The sequence below is a fragment of the Leucobacter sp. G161 genome, from assembly GCF_001482305.1.
Classification (GTDB): Bacteria; Actinomycetota; Actinomycetes; order Actinomycetales; family Microbacteriaceae; genus Leucobacter.
In genome coordinates this window covers 98,650-114,360 of record NZ_LOHP01000060.1, presented here as the reverse complement: position 1 = coordinate 114,360, position 15,711 = coordinate 98,650, and the positions used below count along the sequence as shown (strand labels likewise).

At 67.5% G+C, this 15,711-nt stretch carries 14 protein-coding genes; 13 read left to right on the top strand and 1 reads right to left on the bottom strand.

Annotation, left to right across the window (positions count from 1 at the left end; genetic code table 11):
- The gene (locus AUL38_RS08025; protein WP_059060883.1) at window positions 1–1,908 is read left to right on the top strand and encodes a VWA domain-containing protein; all 1,908 of its coding nucleotides are present in this window, start codon (window positions 1–3) and stop codon (window positions 1,906–1,908) included.
- A 45-nt stretch (window positions 1,909–1,953) separates the two neighbouring features.
- On the top strand, window positions 1,954–2,793 hold the full coding sequence (locus AUL38_RS08020) for a hypothetical protein (protein ID WP_059060881.1): 840 nt from the start codon (window positions 1,954–1,956) through the stop codon (window positions 2,791–2,793).
- Between the two features lie 146 nt (window positions 2,794–2,939).
- Here AUL38_RS08020 and AUL38_RS08015 read toward each other — a convergent pair whose 3' ends face one another.
- Window positions 2,940–3,521, bottom strand: coding sequence for an acyl-CoA thioesterase (locus AUL38_RS08015; protein ID WP_201023715.1), 582 nt, complete (start codon window positions 3,519–3,521; stop codon window positions 2,940–2,942).
- Between the two features lie 173 nt (window positions 3,522–3,694).
- Between AUL38_RS08015 and efp the strand changes: the two genes are divergently transcribed.
- The 11 genes from efp (at window position 3,695) to AUL38_RS07960 (ending at window position 15,614) form a co-directional block, all read left to right on the top strand.
- On the top strand, window positions 3,695–4,258 hold the full coding sequence (gene efp / locus AUL38_RS08010) for an elongation factor P (RefSeq protein WP_059060877.1): 564 nt from the start codon (window positions 3,695–3,697) through the stop codon (window positions 4,256–4,258).
- Between the two features lie 2 nt (window positions 4,259–4,260).
- The gene (gene nusB, locus AUL38_RS08005; RefSeq protein WP_059060874.1) at window positions 4,261–4,677 is read left to right on the top strand and encodes a transcription antitermination factor NusB; all 417 of its coding nucleotides are present in this window, start codon (window positions 4,261–4,263) and stop codon (window positions 4,675–4,677) included.
- Window positions 4,678–4,820: 143 nt separating this feature from the next.
- The gene (pyrR, locus tag AUL38_RS08000) at window positions 4,821–5,345 is read left to right on the top strand and encodes a bifunctional pyr operon transcriptional regulator/uracil phosphoribosyltransferase PyrR (RefSeq protein ID WP_059060872.1); all 525 of its coding nucleotides are present in this window, start codon (window positions 4,821–4,823) and stop codon (window positions 5,343–5,345) included.
- Window positions 5,342–6,295, top strand: a complete 954-nt coding sequence (locus tag AUL38_RS07995) for an aspartate carbamoyltransferase catalytic subunit (protein WP_059060869.1) — start codon at window positions 5,342–5,344, stop codon at window positions 6,293–6,295. The genes pyrR and AUL38_RS07995 overlap by 4 nt, the downstream gene beginning before the upstream one ends.
- A 10-nt stretch (window positions 6,296–6,305) precedes the next feature.
- Window positions 6,306–7,700 carry a dihydroorotase gene (locus AUL38_RS07990; protein WP_059060867.1) on the top strand — a complete coding sequence of 465 codons (1,395 nt, stop codon included), beginning with the start codon at window positions 6,306–6,308 and terminating at the stop codon, window positions 7,698–7,700.
- Window positions 7,697–8,227 carry a hypothetical protein gene (locus AUL38_RS07985; RefSeq protein WP_059060865.1) on the top strand — a complete coding sequence of 177 codons (531 nt, stop codon included), beginning with the start codon at window positions 7,697–7,699 and terminating at the stop codon, window positions 8,225–8,227. The genes AUL38_RS07990 and AUL38_RS07985 overlap by 4 nt, the downstream gene beginning before the upstream one ends.
- A complete protein-coding gene (gene carA / locus AUL38_RS07980) occupies window positions 8,224–9,432 on the top strand; it encodes a glutamine-hydrolyzing carbamoyl-phosphate synthase small subunit (RefSeq protein WP_201023714.1) in 1,209 nt (402 codons plus the stop codon). Before AUL38_RS07985 ends, carA begins: the two co-directional genes overlap by 4 nt.
- A 5-nt stretch (window positions 9,433–9,437) precedes the next feature.
- Window positions 9,438–12,749: a carbamoyl-phosphate synthase large subunit gene (gene carB, locus AUL38_RS07975; RefSeq protein ID WP_059060863.1), complete on the top strand. Its 3,312-nt coding sequence runs from the start codon at window positions 9,438–9,440 to the stop codon at window positions 12,747–12,749.
- Window positions 12,750–12,757: 8 nt separating this feature from the next.
- A complete protein-coding gene (gene pyrF, locus AUL38_RS07970; protein WP_059060861.1) occupies window positions 12,758–13,621 on the top strand; it encodes an orotidine-5'-phosphate decarboxylase in 864 nt (287 codons plus the stop codon).
- Window positions 13,618–14,520 carry a guanylate kinase gene (gmk, locus tag AUL38_RS07965; RefSeq protein ID WP_059060859.1) on the top strand — a complete coding sequence of 301 codons (903 nt, stop codon included), beginning with the start codon at window positions 13,618–13,620 and terminating at the stop codon, window positions 14,518–14,520. Before pyrF ends, gmk begins: the two co-directional genes overlap by 4 nt.
- Window positions 14,521–14,618: 98 nt before the next feature.
- The gene (locus AUL38_RS07960; RefSeq protein ID WP_235590652.1) at window positions 14,619–15,614 is read left to right on the top strand and encodes a multidrug DMT transporter permease; all 996 of its coding nucleotides are present in this window, start codon (window positions 14,619–14,621) and stop codon (window positions 15,612–15,614) included.
- The last annotated feature ends 97 nt before the right edge of the window (window positions 15,615–15,711 follow it).

Sequence of the window (15,711 nt, the reverse complement as noted above, 5' to 3'; positions counted from 1 at the left end):
ATGGTGCACGCGCATGGCGAGTCTGGGGTTCGCGGGGCTATTGCGGCTGCGGCCGCTGTGGTGGGTGTGCCCGTTGAGCTGCACGAGGGCGCCGAGTGGTGGGTCCGCGATGGTGTGGCGCACGTTGGGCTGCAGGTGGTGTCTGACGAGCGGCTCTCTGACGATGAGATGGTCGCTCGCGTGCTGCTGCTGCTGTGGGAGTCCGTGCGCGAAGTGCGTGTTGCGCCTGCGCGACGCCGACGCAGGCTCGCGTTGAGTGCGCACACTCCGCGGCTAGAGCCGCTGCTCGCCGCGGTGGATCGTGTGCTGGCCGCGGGGGAGCTGCTTGCGGTCATGCCGAGCTTGCGGCTTCCGATCGCGCGTGCCGTGGTCGCACAGACGGCGAGCGCGCCCGGGGAGCTACCGCGACACCTGCAGTGGATTGTAGCGGTGCTCAACACCGTGGCGCTGCGCTGGGCGAGTGGGGTGCCCGCAGTGCCCGAGCACGTTGCATCGCTCGCGCCCGAGGTGCGCGCCGAGCTCGCCGCGCTTGATGGCGTGTCCGGTGAGACCGCCGGGGCACTGCTGCTTGCGGTGTCCGCCGATCCGCGGCGGTCACCCATGCAGCGTTTCGAGCGAGCCTTCGGACTGCTTGCGCCCCCGTACGAGCGGCTGTTCGCGCTCGATGCGAGCGAGCGGGGCCTGCAGGCCGATCTTGGCGGCGAGCGCGGGAGCAGCCAACCGGAGGATGATGCGGGCGATGAGCAGGCCGGCTTTGACTCCGCGGGAGGTAGCGCGGACGAGGATGCAGCTGACGGGGGTGAGGGCGGGGACGCCACCACCGACGGTGAGACGGAGGCGGCTCGCGCCGGTGATAAGCGTGAGGGCTCTGAGGGCGCCGATCTGTTCGCCGCGGAGCAGGCGGGCTTCGTGGGCACGGTGCTGTCCACGCCGCTTCCTGCCGCCGGCGTCTGGGCGGAAGGGCTTGAGCTTCCCGAGATGATCGCGAGTGATGAGCCCGACGACAATGCTGATCGCCCGCGCGAGGCCGGGGCGCTTGGTACGGGTGGCTCGGGAGCGACCGCGCTGCTCAACTACCGGGAGCGTGCTCGCGAACACGCAAGGAGTATCGACCAGGTGCGTGAGGTGTGGCGGCAGATCGTCTCGGAGCGTGTCCGGGAGGAACGTGCTTTCTCGCGGCTGCCGCAGGCCGAGGGGGATCTGCTTGACCGTGACTCGCTCGTGCGTGTCGTCGCGGACGTGGCAGCCGGGGTTGAACGCCCCCGCGCGTTCCTGGCACGGCAGCGTCGGCCGCGTAAGAGCCGGCGGGAGGGGAGCACCGACTATGTCCTCCTGATTGACCGCTCGGCGTCCATGCAGGGGCCGCCAGCGGAGGCCGCGGCTACCGCGGCGCTCATCATGTTGGAAGCGCTTGCCGGCGTCGAGCGAGACATTGCCGCCGAGGAGCGTGCCCTGGGCATCGACCTTGAGTTGAGCCTGCGGACTGCGCTGATCGTGTTTGACTCCGCGCCGCTCGTGGTGAAGCCGCTGGCCGGAGCGCTCGACGATCTTGCTCGGCGCACCCTCGACGCCGCCATCCATTCCCCGCAGGGATCGACCAACGATGCCGCGGCGCTCAATGCCGCTGCGCGGGAGTTCGGGCTCGCTAACGGGGGCACGGGTGGCGCGGGCGGAATCGCGCGGCGGCGCGTCGCCATTCTCGTGAGCGACGGCGGCTCGAACGACGCCGACGCCGCTGCCATCGAGCTCGCGCGGCTGCGTCACTCGGGCGTGACGGTGATCGGGATCGGCATTCGGACCGACGACATCGCGAAACGTTTCGCCCCTGACGGCATGCGGCTCGATACCGCTGCGGAGCTTCCCGGCGTGCTCGAACAGTTGGTGACGAACGCCGGCATCACCGAGTGACGGCGTTCGACGCGGCCCGCTAAGCTCAGTCTCGGAGGAACCACCATGGCATCAGTACCCGGGGAACACCCACAGCTCGCGCGGCTGCTCTTCGCCGACTTGGCGGAGGAGCTCGACGGCGCACTCGCTGATTCGCAGCACGCAGCGGGCGGTGTTCCGCCCTCGAGTCAGGCTGAGCAGCTGCTTGAGGACGCGGCACGAGCCGCGCGGGAGGGCGATTTCGGCCGGGCTGCCTTCGCCGGCGTCGAGGGGCAGGAAGCGGACCGTCTCGAGCGGGCGTTCGCGCTCGCCAGCACGGTTGCCGGCTGGGCGGGACTCACGGTCCCAGAACCCGAGGCGTTCTGGGAACAGGGCGTCGATCACGCGACACTCGCGCGTGCGCTGATGGCCGACCCCAGCCTGGTTCCCGTCCCTGCGCCGTACGGTCTCGGTGCAGCGCGGTGGACGATCCTGTTCCGCACGGTCGCCCGTCAACCGGCAAGCCCGCTCTCGCTTGCCGCACCCCTCGTGCTTGCGCCCGAGGTCGTCGCAGAATTCGGCCAGCTCGACGCGGTGCCGCGCGGCGTCGCGAGTGTGCGCTCGGGCGGACAGGAGTGGACGCTGCGGCTCATTCCAGCTGGCCAGAAGCCTGCACTTGTCGGTCTCAGTCATGCGCACGGCCCACATGCGACGCTGTCTGAGCTGCTCATGTTGCAGCTCATGCTCATCGCCGGGGGCGAGGAGCCCATCGACAGCAGCAGCTTCACGTGGGTGCACGGCGCCGTCGGTGGTGGCCGGTTCGCGGCCAGGGAGCTCTTCGACGCGACCGACCGTGGCGTGAGAGTCAACACGCGTGAGGTGGGCAACCAAGGCCCGTACCTCGGCGCGCGCCCACCGATCGGCTAACCGGCTCGTCGCAACAGGGTGCAAAGCAAGCTCACCCTGACTAGCGCTCAGAAGACATGACCTCAGCGAGGTCAGGAGTGATCGGCAGTAAAATCGTCATGACCTCGCTGAGGTCATGGCATGTCAGCGGTGCTGCTCGCTGGGGACTACGCCCAGACGCTCGGAGTGTCTGCACGCGTCGACGGCAGCTTGGTCGTTGAACCCCACTCAAGGTACTCCTCGGGAACGTGCAGTGTCGCCGGGTCGACGCCGCTCTTCTCGATGATCTCGTGCATCGGGACGACACCGCCGGAGCGCCGGAGGATCCGTGCCCGGACGATGGCGCGGGCGTAGATCTCGGGCTCGCCGGGGATCCCGGAAGAGCTGGGGGCGGGACGCACGAATCGCTGCTCCATGTAGACCGCTTGATCGTCGATCCCGAGGATCCGTGACTCCATGGTGAACTTCATCCACGGGTTCAAGGACTTGCGGTATGAGATGGTCTGGTTGACGACGACCGGATACCAGCCCTGCTCCTTGAACAGGGCGAGCACGCCGTTGCGCTGCATCAGGTCGTATCGGCCGACGTCCATGAGCGAGAGGTACTTCCCGTTGTTCATGTGTCGCAGAATGTCGAGGTCGGTTGGCCACACCCGAAAGGTGGAGCGCGAGACGTCTGAGAAACCGAGCTTGGGGCCGCGCGGGCCGACGAACAGCTGGTGCCAGAGCGTGCGAGGAAGCATGTGCATGCCTGCGATCATAGGAGATCGGCGGAGCGGGCGTGCAATGTTTGTCGGAACGATGCAAGCCTGGCGCGGCGAGAGCCTGCGAAGTTCGTGCGGAGCCGCCTCACTGGCAAGGTGTAGGATAGATCGGCGCGCACGGCGCATGAACTTTTCACTCAGGCTTTGGAGATCACCGCATGGCAACCTCGAACGATATCAAGAATGGCACCGTCATCAAGGAGGCAGGCCAGCTCTGGAGCGTCCTCGAGTTCCAGCACGTGAAGCCCGGTAAGGGCGGCGCGTTCGTCCGCACGAAGCAGAAGAACATCGTGTCGGGCAAGATCATCGACAAGACCTACAACGCTGGCACGAAGATCGAGACCGCAACGGTCGATCGCCGCGACTTCCAGTACCTGTACCAGGACGGTGCAGACTTCGTCTTCATGGACCTCACCGACTATGACCAGATCACCGTGTCTGCAACGGTCGTCGGTGACGCATACAAGTACATGCTCGAGAGCCAGCAGGTACAGATTGGCCTTCACGAGGGCGACCCGCTCTACCTCGAGCTCCCGGCTTCGGTCGTTCTCGAGATCACCTACACCGAGCCGGGCCTCCAGGGCGACCGCTCGACCGGCGGCACCAAGCCCGCAACCGTCGAGACCGGCGCCGAAATCCACGTGCCGCTGTTCCTCGACGCCGGCACCCGCGTGAAGGTTGACACCCGCACGGGTGACTACCTCGGCCGCGTAAACGACTAGGCGTGTCAGCTCGGACGAAGGCGCGTAAGCGCGCCCTCGACATGCTCTTCCAGGCCGACGTCCTCGACGTTCCGGTCATGGAGGTTGTTGCCAGTGAAGCGAAGCGTGCGCTCAGCGAGCCTGACCGCGCCGCTTCCTGGCTGTACGCCCGCGAGATTGTCGACGGAGTGACTGACCATCAGGCGGAGATCGACGACCTCATCGCGAGCTACGCGCAGGGGTGGACGATCGACCGCATGCCAAACGTCGATCGCGCGATCTTGCGGATCGCGTCGTGGGAGATGCTCCACAACTCGGAGGTTCCGGCCCCAGTGGCCATCAACGAGGCTGTCACGCTTGCCAAGGAGTACTCGACCGACGACTCGAGCCGTTTCGTCAACGGTGTGCTCGGCAAGATCGCGGAACACGCGAAAGCCTAGGCAGCCACCGCGGCACAGCCTGCGGCCGCTCGCGCGCGCCGACCCCGTGTCGGGCGCGCGAGCGAGCCTGGCGGTGCGCTAGACTCTAGCCATAACAGCTTTTCTTTAACAGCGTCCCGTGAGGCGCGGAAGGGGGGCGGTGAATGACCACGCGAATGGTTCTTGACGGAGCCGAGATTTCGCGGGCCTTGACCCGAATCTCGCATGAAATTATTGAGGCGAATAAGGGCGTTCGCGATCTCCTGCTCGTCGGTATCCCGACCCGCGGCTCGATGCTCGCGCGCCGCATCGCCGAGAACATCTCCCGCATTGAGGGCGTCGAGGTTCCCGTCGGTAGTCTCGACGTGACGATGTACCGCGACGACCTCGCGCAGCACCCGACGCGCACACCGCACCCGACCGAGATGCCCTTCGGCGTCGACGGCAAGACGGTCGTGCTCGTCGACGATGTGCCCTACTCCGGTCGCACCGTGCGCGCCGCGCTCGACGCGCTCGGGGATCACGGCCGCCCGAAGGCCGTGCGCCTCGCCGCGCTCATCGACCGTGGGCACCGGGAGCTTCCGATTCGGGCCGACTACATCGGTAAGAACCTCCCGAGCTCCCGTGAGGAGCGCATCTCCGTGAAGCTCACGGAGCACGACGGGGAGGACTCGGTGACAATCTCGTGAGACACCTGCTCGACACACGCACGCTGAGCCGAGACGACGCGATCCTCATCCTCGACACCGCCGAGGACATGGCGGCCACGCAGCAGCGCGAGATGAAGAAGCTCCCGACGCTGCGCGGCAAGTCCGTCGTCAACCTCTTCTTCGAGGACTCGACGCGCACCCGCATCTCGTTCGAGGCGGCCGCGAAACGGCTCTCGGCCGACGTCATCAACTTCAGCGCGAAGGGCAGCTCGGTCTCGAAGGGCGAGTCGCTCAAGGACACCGCGCAGACACTGCAGGCGATCGGTGCAGACGGCGTGATCATCCGCCACCCGGCGAGCGGGGCGGCCTCGCGGCTCGCCTCGAGCGGCTGGATCGACGCCGGCGTGCTCAATGCTGGCGACGGCATGCACGAGCACCCGACGCAGGCGTTGCTTGACGCGTTCACGATGCGCCGACGGCTGCACGGCGACGCGAGCCGGGGGGCCGGCCTCGACGGCGTCTCGGTCGTCATTGTCGGCGATATCGCGCACTCGCGCGTCGCCCGCTCGAACCTCTGGCTGCTCACCGGGCTCGGTGCGAAGGTGAGCCTGGTCGCTCCCGAGACGCTCCTGCCGTTCGGCGTGCGCGACTGGCCGGTCTCGATCTACCACTCGCTCGACGACGCCCTGCGCGCCGAGAACCCCGACGTGGTGATGATGCTGCGCATCCAGACCGAGCGGATGCACGCCGCGTTCTTCCCGAACGAGCGCGAGTACGCCCGCAACTGGGGCTTTGACGACCGCCGGCTTGCCACCCTGAGCGAGCGCGCGATCGTGATGCACCCGGGCCCCATGAACCGCGGGCTCGAAATCTCATCGGGCGCCGCCGATTCGCCGCGCTCGACCGTGCTTGAGCAGGTCGCGAACGGCGTGTCCGTGCGCATGGCCTGCCTGTACTTGCTGCTGTCTGGCGAACGAACTGAAGGCTGAAGGAGAAATCATGTCTGAAGGTATTCTCATCCGCGGTGCTCGACTTGCCGCAGATCTCACCGAGCGCGGGGCCGATGTCGCGACCGCAGCTCCGGTGGATCTGCGCGTTGCAGGCGGCCGGATCGTCGAGCGCGCCGCAGCCGGTGAGCTCGCACCGCAGGCGGGGGAGCGCGTGATCGAAGCCGACGGCCTCGTCGCGCTCACCGGCTTCGTCGACCTCCACACGCACCTGCGCGAGCCCGGCTTTGAACAGTCGGAGACGGTGCTCACGGGCACCCGCGCGGCCGCGGCAGGCGGTTTCACGACAGTGTTCGCGATGGCGAACACGCTGCCGGTGCAGGACACCGCGGGCGTCGTTGAGCAGGTCAAGGCACTGGGAGACGCGGCCGGGTACGCGACCGTGCGCCCGATTGGCGCGGTCACGGAGGATCTCGAGGGGCTGCGGCTCAGCGAGATCGGCGCTATGGCGCAGTCGCGCGCCGAGGTGCGCGTGTTCTCCGACGACGGCAAGTGCGTCCACGACCCGCTGCTCATGCGCCGCGCGCTCGAGTACGTGAAGACCTTTGATGGCGTGATCGCGCAGCACGCGCAGGATCCCCGCCTCACCGAGGGCTCACAGATGAATGAGGGGGCGCTCTCGAGCGAGCTCGGCCTGAAAGGCTGGCCCGCGGTCGCCGAGGAGTCGATCATCGCCCGCGATGTGCTGCTCGCCGAGCACGTCGGCGCGCGCCTGCACATCTGCCACCTGTCGACTGCCGGCTCGGTCGAGGTGATCCGCTGGGCGAAGGCCCGCGGTATCCAGGTCACCGCCGAGGTCACCCCGCACCACCTCATCCTCACCGAGGAGCTCGCGCGCAGCTACGACGCCCGCTACAAGGTGAACCCGCCGCTGCGTCGCGACGAAGACGTGCGGGCGCTTCGGCAGGCCGTCGCTGATGGCCTCATCGACATCATCGCAACCGACCACGCCCCGCACCCGGTCGAGGCAAAGGAGTGCGAGTGGGACTCAGCCGCGTTCGGCATGGTCGGCCTCGAATCGGCCTTCCCGATCGCGCTTACCTCGCTCATCGAGCCGGGTCACGCGAGCTGGGCTGAGCTCGAGACGCTGCTCTCGCAGAAGCCAGCCGAGATCGGCCGGCTTCCGGTCGGTGCCGACGGGCAGCATCCGAGCGCGCTCGACGCAGGCCAGCCCGCCGACATCGTGCTCGTCGACCCTTCGGGCACGAGCGTCTTCGACCTCGACCGGCTGCACGGCCAGAGCCAGAACTCGCCGTTCCTCGGCATGGAGCTGCCCGGCCGCGTCACGCACACGATCCGGCGCGGGTACCTTACGCTTGAGGGCGGCGAACTTGTTGCTGCGGAGCGTGTCGCCGCCGCGGCCCACCAGAACGGAGCACACGCATGACTCGCACCATGTTTCTCGTCATCTGGATCGTTATTGCCGGAGGCCTGCTGACCTTCATGGCGGTTGCGTGGCGCGGGCGCAAGCGACGAGACGCGGCACTCGCCCTGCCCGAGCTTGGCCTCGCGGGCGATGTCGCGGCGGAATTCGCGCACGTGAGCTACGTGTCCACGACGCCGAAGGGTGCACCGCTTGAGCGGGTTGCGATCCCCGGCCTCACCTTCAAAGGCTGGGCGGATGTCACGGTGCGCCGCGACGGCGTCGAGATCGCAGTGCAGGGCGAGCGCCCCGTCGAGATCGCCAGCGCGCAGCTGCGTGGCACCGACGCAGCCGCTGGCCGCATCGGCAAGATCGTCGAGCGCGACGGCCTTTCGCTGCTGCAGTGGCAGAGCCAGGCAGCGGGCGCACGCGAGCTCGAATCCAGCTTCCGCTTTTCCTCGCCAACCGAGCAGCGACGATTCGCTGCGGCCGTGAGCGAGATTTCCCAGAATACTTCCCAGACCAACCACTCGAGCCAGGAGGACGCGTGACCGCGACGACCAACGAAGTGACGGTGCCGCCGGCATCAGCACGCCCAGAGGGAGCCGCCGTGCTCGTACTTGAAGACGGCACCCGCTACGTCGGCCGAGCATACGGCGCGACCGGGCGTACGCTCGGCGAACTCGTCTTCTCGACGGGCATGACCGGCTACCAGGAGACCCTTACGGACCCCTCCTACGCCGGCCAGATCGTCGTCATGACGACGCCGCACATCGGCAACACGGGCGTGAACGACGCCGACATGGAGTCCGACCGTATCTGGGTCGACGGCTTTGTCGTGCGCGATCCTGCGCGCCGTATCTCGAACTTCCGCGCCGAGCGCTCGCTCGATGAGGATCTCGTGAGCCACGACGTCGTCGGCATCTCCGGCATCGACACCCGCGCGGTCACCCGCCGCATCCGCGACGCTGGCGCGATGCGCGGTGGCGTCTTCTCGGGAGCCGAGCTTGAGCTCTCCGACGACGAGCAGCTCACCATCGTGCGCGAGCAGGAGAGCATGGCGGGCAAGAACCTCTCGGCCGTCGTGACGACCCAGGAGCGCTATGACGTCGCGGTTGCTGACGGCGTCGAGCGCGTCGGATCCATCGCGGTACTCGACCTCGGCGTGAAGCGCTCGACGGTGCAGTACCTGGCTGAGCACGGCTTCGACGTGACCGTGCTGCCCGCGGGCACCACGCTCGACGAGATCCGCGCCCTCGCGCCGGATTCGCTCTTCTACTCGAACGGCCCCGGCGACCCGGCGGCCTCCGACGCCCAGGTCGAGATGTTGGCTGCGCTGCTGCGCGACGGCATGCCGTTCTTCGGGATCTGCTTCGGCAACCAGCTGCTCGGCCGCGCGCTCGGCTTCGACACCTACAAGCTGCCCTTCGGCCACCGCGGCATCAACCAGCCCGTGCTCGACAAACGCACCGGCCGGGTGGAGATCACCGCGCAGAACCACGGCTTCGCCGTCGAGGTGCCCATCGAGGGCGAGATCGATTCGCCCGCCGGCTTCGGCCGCGTGCAGGTGAGTCACTACAGCCTGAACGACAACGTCGTGGAGGGCCTCGAGTGCCTCGACATCCCCGCGTTCTCGGTGCAGTTCCACCCTGAGGCCGCAGCCGGCCCGCACGACACCATCTACCTGTTTGACCGCTTCCGCTCGCTGGTGCAGAACCGCGCAGAAGCCGCTGACTCGACCACCCAGGGAGCCTAAGAAGAATGCCCAAACGTACAGACATTAACTCTGTCCTCGTTATCGGCTCCGGCCCGATCGTCATCGGTCAGGCCTGCGAGTTCGACTACTCAGGAACCCAGGCGTGCCGCGTGCTCCGCGAGGAGGGCGTGCGCGTCATCCTCGTGAACTCGAACCCCGCGACGATCATGACCGACCCCGACTTCGCCGACGCGACCTACGTCGAGCCCATTACCTCCGAGGTCATCGAGTCGATCATCGCCAAGGAGAAGCCCGACGCGATCCTCGCGACGCTCGGCGGCCAGACCGCGCTGAACGCGGCGATGGAGCTCGACGAGCTCGGCATCCTCGAGAAGTACAACGTCGAGCTCATCGGCGCGAACATCGAGGCGATCAACCGCGGCGAGGATCGCCAGATCTTCAAGGAGCTCGTGCTCGAGTCGGGCGCGGACGTCGCCCGCTCGCACATCGCGCACACCGTTGAGCAGGCGAAGGAGTACGCGAAGGATCTCGGCTACCCCCTCGTCGTGCGCCCCTCCTTCACCATGGGCGGCCTCGGCTCGGGCTTCGCCTACAGCGAGGAAGAGCTCGTGCGCATCGTCACCGACGGCCTGCACTACAGCCCGACGACCGAGGTGCTCCTCGAGGAGTCGATCCTCGGTTGGAAGGAGTACGAGCTCGAGCTCATGCGCGACACCTCGGATAACACCGTGGTCGTCTGCTCGATCGAGAACGTTGACGCTGTTGGCGTGCACACGGGTGACTCCATCACGGTCGCACCCGCGCTCACCCTCACCGACCGGGAGTACCAGAACCTCCGCGACATCGGCATCGACATCATCCGTCGCGTCGGCGTGAACACGGGCGGCTGCAACATTCAGTACGCGATCGACCCGAAGACGGGCCGCGTCATCGTCATCGAGATGAACCCGCGCGTCTCGCGCTCATCGGCACTCGCGTCGAAGGCCACCGGCTTCCCGATCGCGAAGATCGCCGCGAAGCTCGCGCTCGGCTACCGCCTCGACGAGATCACCAACGACATCACCGAGGTGACGCCGGCGAGCTTCGAGCCGTCGATCGACTACGTCGTGGTGAAGACCCCGCGCTTCGCGTTCGAGAAGTTCCCGGCCGCCGACGACACCCTCACGACGACCATGAAGTCGGTTGGCGAGTCGATGGCGATCGGCCGCAACTTCACGACCGCGCTGCAGAAGTCGCTGCGCTCGCTCGAGAAGCGCGGCACGTCGTTCCACTGGGATCCGGTTGCTCCGGAGGCCGTGGAGGCGCGCGTCGCCGAGCTGCTCGGCACGATCGGTCGCCCGACTGACGGCCGCATCGTCGACGTGCAGCAGGCGCTGCGCCTCGGTGCCACGATCGAGCAGGTCTTCGCTGAGACCGCGATTGATCCGTGGTTCCTCGACCAGATCGTGCTCATCAACGAGATCGCCGAGCGCGTCGCGGCCGCACCGCAGCTCACGCTCGAGGTACTCCGCGAGGCGAAGGATCACGGCTTCGCCGACGTGCAGCTCGCCGGCATCCGCGGCGTCTCCGAGTCGGAGATCCGCGGCCTGCGCCACGGGCTCGGCCTCCGCCCGGTCTTCAAGACCGTCGACACCTGCGCGGGCGAGTTCCCGGCGCTCACGCCGTACCACTACTCGTCGTACGACCTTGAGACCGAGGTCACGCCGTCAGACCGCAAGAAGGTCGTCATCCTCGGCTCCGGCCCGAACCGCATCGGCCAGGGCGTCGAGTTCGACTACTCGTGTGTGCACGCCTCGTTCGCGCTGTCGGACGCGGGCTACGAGACGATCATGATCAACTGCAACCCCGAGACGGTTTCGACCGACTACGACACGAGCGACCGGCTCTACTTCGAGCCGCTCACGCTCGAGGACGTGCTCGAGGTCATCCACGCTGAGCAGGCCTCCGGCCAGCTCCTCGGCGTGGTCGTGCAGCTCGGCGGGCAGACCGCCCTCGGGCTCGCGCAGCCGCTGAAGGACGCCGGGATCCCGATCCTCGGCACCACGCCCGAGGCCATCGACCTCGCCGAGGAGCGCGGCGCATTCTCCGCGATCCTCGACCGCGCGAACCTGCTTGCCCCGCGCAACGGCACCGCGATCGACAAGGAGGGCGCGATCCGCGTCGCCGAGGAGATCGGCTACCCCGTGCTCGTGCGCCCGTCGTTCGTGCTCGGCGGCCGCGGCATGGAGATCGTCTACGACACCGACTCGCTGCACGGCTACTTCGAGCGCATCGAGGGCCACGCCCTCGTTGGCCCCGGCCACCCGCTGCTGGTCGACCGCTTCCTCGACGACGCGATCGAGATCGACGTCGACGCGCTCTACGACGGCGAGCAGCTGTACATCGGCGGCGTGATGGAGCACATCGAGGAGGCGGGCGTCCACTCGGGTGACTCGAGCTGCACCCTGCCGCCCGTGACGCTCGGCCACGACGAGATCGCAAAGGTCCGCGAGGCAACGCTCGGCATCGCCGAGGGCGTCGGCGTGCGCGGCCTGCTCAACGTGCAGTTCGCGATCGGCCAGGGCGTGCTCTACGTGCTCGAGGCCAACCCGCGCGCCTCGCGTACCGTCCCGTTCGTGTCGAAGGCGCTCGGCATCCCGCTCGCGAAGGCCGCCTCGCGGCTCATGGCCGGCGAGACGATCCAGCAGCTCATCGACGAGGGCTTCCTGCCCGAGCGCGACGGTTCGCGCGCGCCGATCGACGCGCCGATCGCCGTGAAGGAGGCGGTGCTGCCGTTCAAGCGCTTCCGCACCCACGAGGGGCTCGTCGTCGACTCGCTGCTCGGGCCCGAGATGCGCTCGACCGGTGAGGTCATGGGCATGGACAAGGACTTCCCGACCGCGTTCGCGAAGAGCCAGGCCGCGGCAGGCAGCTCGCTGCCGACCTCGGGAACCGTGTTCCTGTCGGTTGCGGATCGTGACAAGCGCTCGATCGTGCTTCCGGCGCTCCGCCTCCAGGAGCTCGGCTACACGCTGCTCGCGACGCAGGGCACGCAGGTCGTGCTCGCGCGTAACGGCATCACGTCGACGACGGTGCGTAAGCACTCGCTGCAGGCCGAGGGCGAGACGATCGTGGATCTCATCAACAACGGTGAGATCGACATGGTCGTGAACACGCCGTCCGGGAGCTCCGCCCGCGCGGACGGCTACGAGATCCGCGCTGCGGCCGTGGCGGCAGACAAGCCGATCTTCACGACCGTCTCCGAGCTGTCTGCGGCCGTCGGCGCGCTCTCCGCGCTGAACAAGGGCTTCGACGTGAAGTCGCTGCAGGAGTACGAATCGGATCGCCAGGCAGCACTCGCTGCTGCCGCGGTCTGAGGAGCAGTATGACCGTGTCATCGTTTGGTGCCAGGCTCGCGGCGGAGTTCGCCGCGGGCCGGCACCTCTGCGTCGGCGTCGACCCGCACGCGGGGCTCCTCGCCGAGTGGGGACTTGAGGACTCCGCCGCGGGCGCCGAGCGGATGGGCCGCGACGTGGTCGCGGCCGCCGCCGGCGTCGCGGCCTCGCTCAAGCCGCAGATCTCCTTCTTCGAGCGCTTCGGATCCGCTGGTTTCGTGGCGCTGGAGCGGGTGCTCGCGGACGCGCGTGCGGCAGGGCTCATCGTTGTTGGCGACGTGAAGCGTGGGGACATCGGGTCCACGTTTGCCGCCTACGCCGAGGCGTGGCTCGCGCCTGGCTCACCGCTCGAGGTCGACGCGATGACCGTCGCGCCCTACATGGGTTTCGAGACGCTCTCCGGGGCGTTCCCGTTCGTGCGCGAGCACGGCAAGGGGCTCTTCGTGCTCGCCGCGACCTCGAACCCGGAGGCCCGCGAGGTGCAGACCGCGGTGCGCGGCGACGGCCAGACGCTCGCCGCGTCGATGGTCGCGAGCGCGAACGCGTGGAATGCGCGTGAGCACGCGGGGGAGACCGTGGGCTCCGTGGGCGTTGTGCTTGGTGCGACGGTTGAGCTCGGAGACTTCGGCATTGATACCTCGGTGCGCGCGGAACCCGCGCTGCCCGTGCTCGCGCCCGGCTTCGGTCATCAGGGGGCGAGGATCGAGGATGCTGCTGAAATCTTCGGCGGAATCGGGCATGCAGTGCTTGCCAATGAATCGCGCAGTATCCTTACAGGTGGAGGCGAAGGCCTCACCGATCGCGTTCGCGAACGGGCCAGGCTCATCACTGAGGCGCTCTACGGGAGATCATGACGAAGCAGCAGGCAGGAATGCCGGAGGTAGACCGGGTCGCAGCCAACCGCGCTGCGGTGGCAGCGCGCCAGGCGCGCGCTGAACTCAAGCGCAAGTTGCGCGGTGGCGAGATGTCGCCGCTGAAGGTGCTCGAGTATTCGAAGGTGCCTGGCCACGCAGCCTCGACCCTTCGGATCACCGACTACCTGCTGTCGTTCCCGTCGATCGGCCAGGTGAAGGCCGAGCGGATTCGGGATGACCTGCAGATCTCCGAGCGGAAACGCCTCGGCGGTCTCGGCACCCTGCAGCGAGAGCGGCTCGAGGTGTTCGTGCGTGATCGCTCAGGCGCCCTCCCGCGCGGCGAGCGCCCCCCGCTGACGGTGTTGGCAGGTCCGACGGCAGTTGGCAAGGGCACCGTCGCAACGTATGTCCGCGATCACCACCCTGAGGTTCGGCTCTCCGTCTCGGCTACGACCCGAGCAGCCAGGCCCGGCGAGATCGAGGGCGTGCACTACTACTTCGTCTCGGACGAGGACTTTGACCGCATGCTTGCCGCAGACGAACTGCTCGAGTGGGCGACGGTGCACAACAAGCATCGCTATGGCACGCCCCGCGGGCCCGTCGTTGATGCGAGCGCGCGCGGCGAACTCGTACTGCTCGAGATTGATCTCCAGGGCGCCCGCCAGGTGCGGCAGAGCATGCCAGACGCTCGGCTTGTGTTCCTTGCCCCGCCGAGCTGGGACGAGCTGGTGCGCCGACTGGTGGGGCGCGGTACCGAGAACGAGGAAGAGCGCACGCGCAGACTCGAGACAGCCAAGATCGAGCTCGCCGCGGCTGATGAATTCGACGAAATCATCGTCAATGACGAGGTTGCGTCCGCGGCGGATCGGCTCGTCGACTTGATGCACGGTAACGACTAGCACTGGAGAACGCGTGTGAACGGGTCGAGACAGTTCGACGCAGGTGGTCTTTCAGGCGCGGCGGCACGGCAAAGCGGCGATCAGTCGGGTAGCTTTGCATGGTGATGGAATTATTCGGGGCCGGCGGCTTCTTGCTGGAGCTGCCTGAGGGCATCCCGCTCGATCCGCGCCAGTATTGGGGGATCCCGCTTGCGCTCGTCGGTGCGGCGCTGCTCGCGTTTGGCGCCCAGTATCAGTCACGCGGTCTGAACAAGGTCGAACGCATTGTCGGGGTGAGCGCACATGCCGGGCTGTCGCTCCGGCACATGCTGAGCCTTCTGCGGCGGCCGTCTTGGGTCGTCGGAACGGTGCTGCTCGGTCTCGCAGTCGTGTTTCAGCTCGGGTCGCTCGCACTCTCGCCGATCACCATCGTGCAGCCGATCGGCGTTGTCGGGCTCATCATTACCTCCGTATTGAATTCCCGGATCTCGGGAGTGCGACTCGGTAAACGCGTCACGGCGTCGATCGCGCTCGCGGTCGGCAGCGTTGCCGTGTTCGTCTTCGTTGCGGCAACGAACGTGCGCGACCAGGTCGTGACTGACGCAAAGCTGCTCGCGATCCTCATCACGTTTGGGGTGGTGCTCATTCTCGCGCGCATCCTGTTCGTGCTGTACCGGCACCGCGGGATCGCGCTCATCTACATCGTCGGCGCTGGCGTGCTGTACGGCTTTGTTGCGACCTTCGCCAAGGTCGTGATCAGTCGGCTCCAGCAGGGCGACTTCGAGTGGCTGACCTGGACGTGTGTTGCCGCGCTGGCAGCCGGCGGATTGCTCGGAATGCTCTTCGTGCAGAACGCGTACTCTTCGGGGCCGCCGGACCTCGTCGTGGCTGGCCTGACAGTCATCGATCCGATGGTCGCCGTGTTCATCGGCATCCTCATTCTCGGTGAGGCTGCGCACGCGCCCGCGTGGGTCTCCGTCGTGTTCGTGATCACGGGAGCGACCGCGATGGTCGGCGTCATCGGAATCTCACGCTTCCATCCGCAGTCGGGGAAATCGGTGCTCGATCACACGGGGAAGATGCCTGTCGTGACCCCGGTTGACCCGGAGGACTAGCGCGCTGAATGGTAGGGCTGGCGACGCCGTTGTCAGCAGCCCTGTCCAAGACCATACCCGTCATCCGATCCGACGCGCGTGAACGTAACGCGAACGT

What these genes read in the sequence shown, in the direction of transcription:
- AUL38_RS08020 (WP_059060881.1), top strand. Translation starts at nt 1,954, where the DNA reads ATGGCATCAGTACCCGGGGAACACCCACAGCTCGCGCGGCTGCTCTTC.
- pyrR (WP_059060872.1), top strand. Translation starts at nt 4,821, where the DNA reads ATGACCACGCGAATGGTTCTTGACGGAGCCGAGATTTCGCGGGCCTTG.
- AUL38_RS08015 (WP_201023715.1), bottom strand. Translation starts at nt 3,521, where the DNA reads ATGCACATGCTTCCTCGCACGCTCTGGCACCAGCTGTTCGTCGGCCCG.
- AUL38_RS08025 (WP_059060883.1), top strand. Translation starts at nt 1, where the DNA reads ATGGTGCACGCGCATGGCGAGTCTGGGGTTCGCGGGGCTATTGCGGCT.
- AUL38_RS07985 (WP_059060865.1), top strand. Translation starts at nt 7,697, where the DNA reads ATGACTCGCACCATGTTTCTCGTCATCTGGATCGTTATTGCCGGAGGC.
- AUL38_RS07960 (WP_235590652.1), top strand. Translation starts at nt 14,619, where the DNA reads ATGGTGATGGAATTATTCGGGGCCGGCGGCTTCTTGCTGGAGCTGCCT.
- gmk (WP_059060859.1), top strand. Translation starts at nt 13,618, where the DNA reads ATGACGAAGCAGCAGGCAGGAATGCCGGAGGTAGACCGGGTCGCAGCC.
- efp (WP_059060877.1), top strand. Translation starts at nt 3,695, where the DNA reads ATGGCAACCTCGAACGATATCAAGAATGGCACCGTCATCAAGGAGGCA.
- AUL38_RS07990 (WP_059060867.1), top strand. Translation starts at nt 6,306, where the DNA reads ATGTCTGAAGGTATTCTCATCCGCGGTGCTCGACTTGCCGCAGATCTC.
- carB (WP_059060863.1), top strand. Translation starts at nt 9,438, where the DNA reads ATGCCCAAACGTACAGACATTAACTCTGTCCTCGTTATCGGCTCCGGC.
- pyrF (WP_059060861.1), top strand. Translation starts at nt 12,758, where the DNA reads ATGACCGTGTCATCGTTTGGTGCCAGGCTCGCGGCGGAGTTCGCCGCG.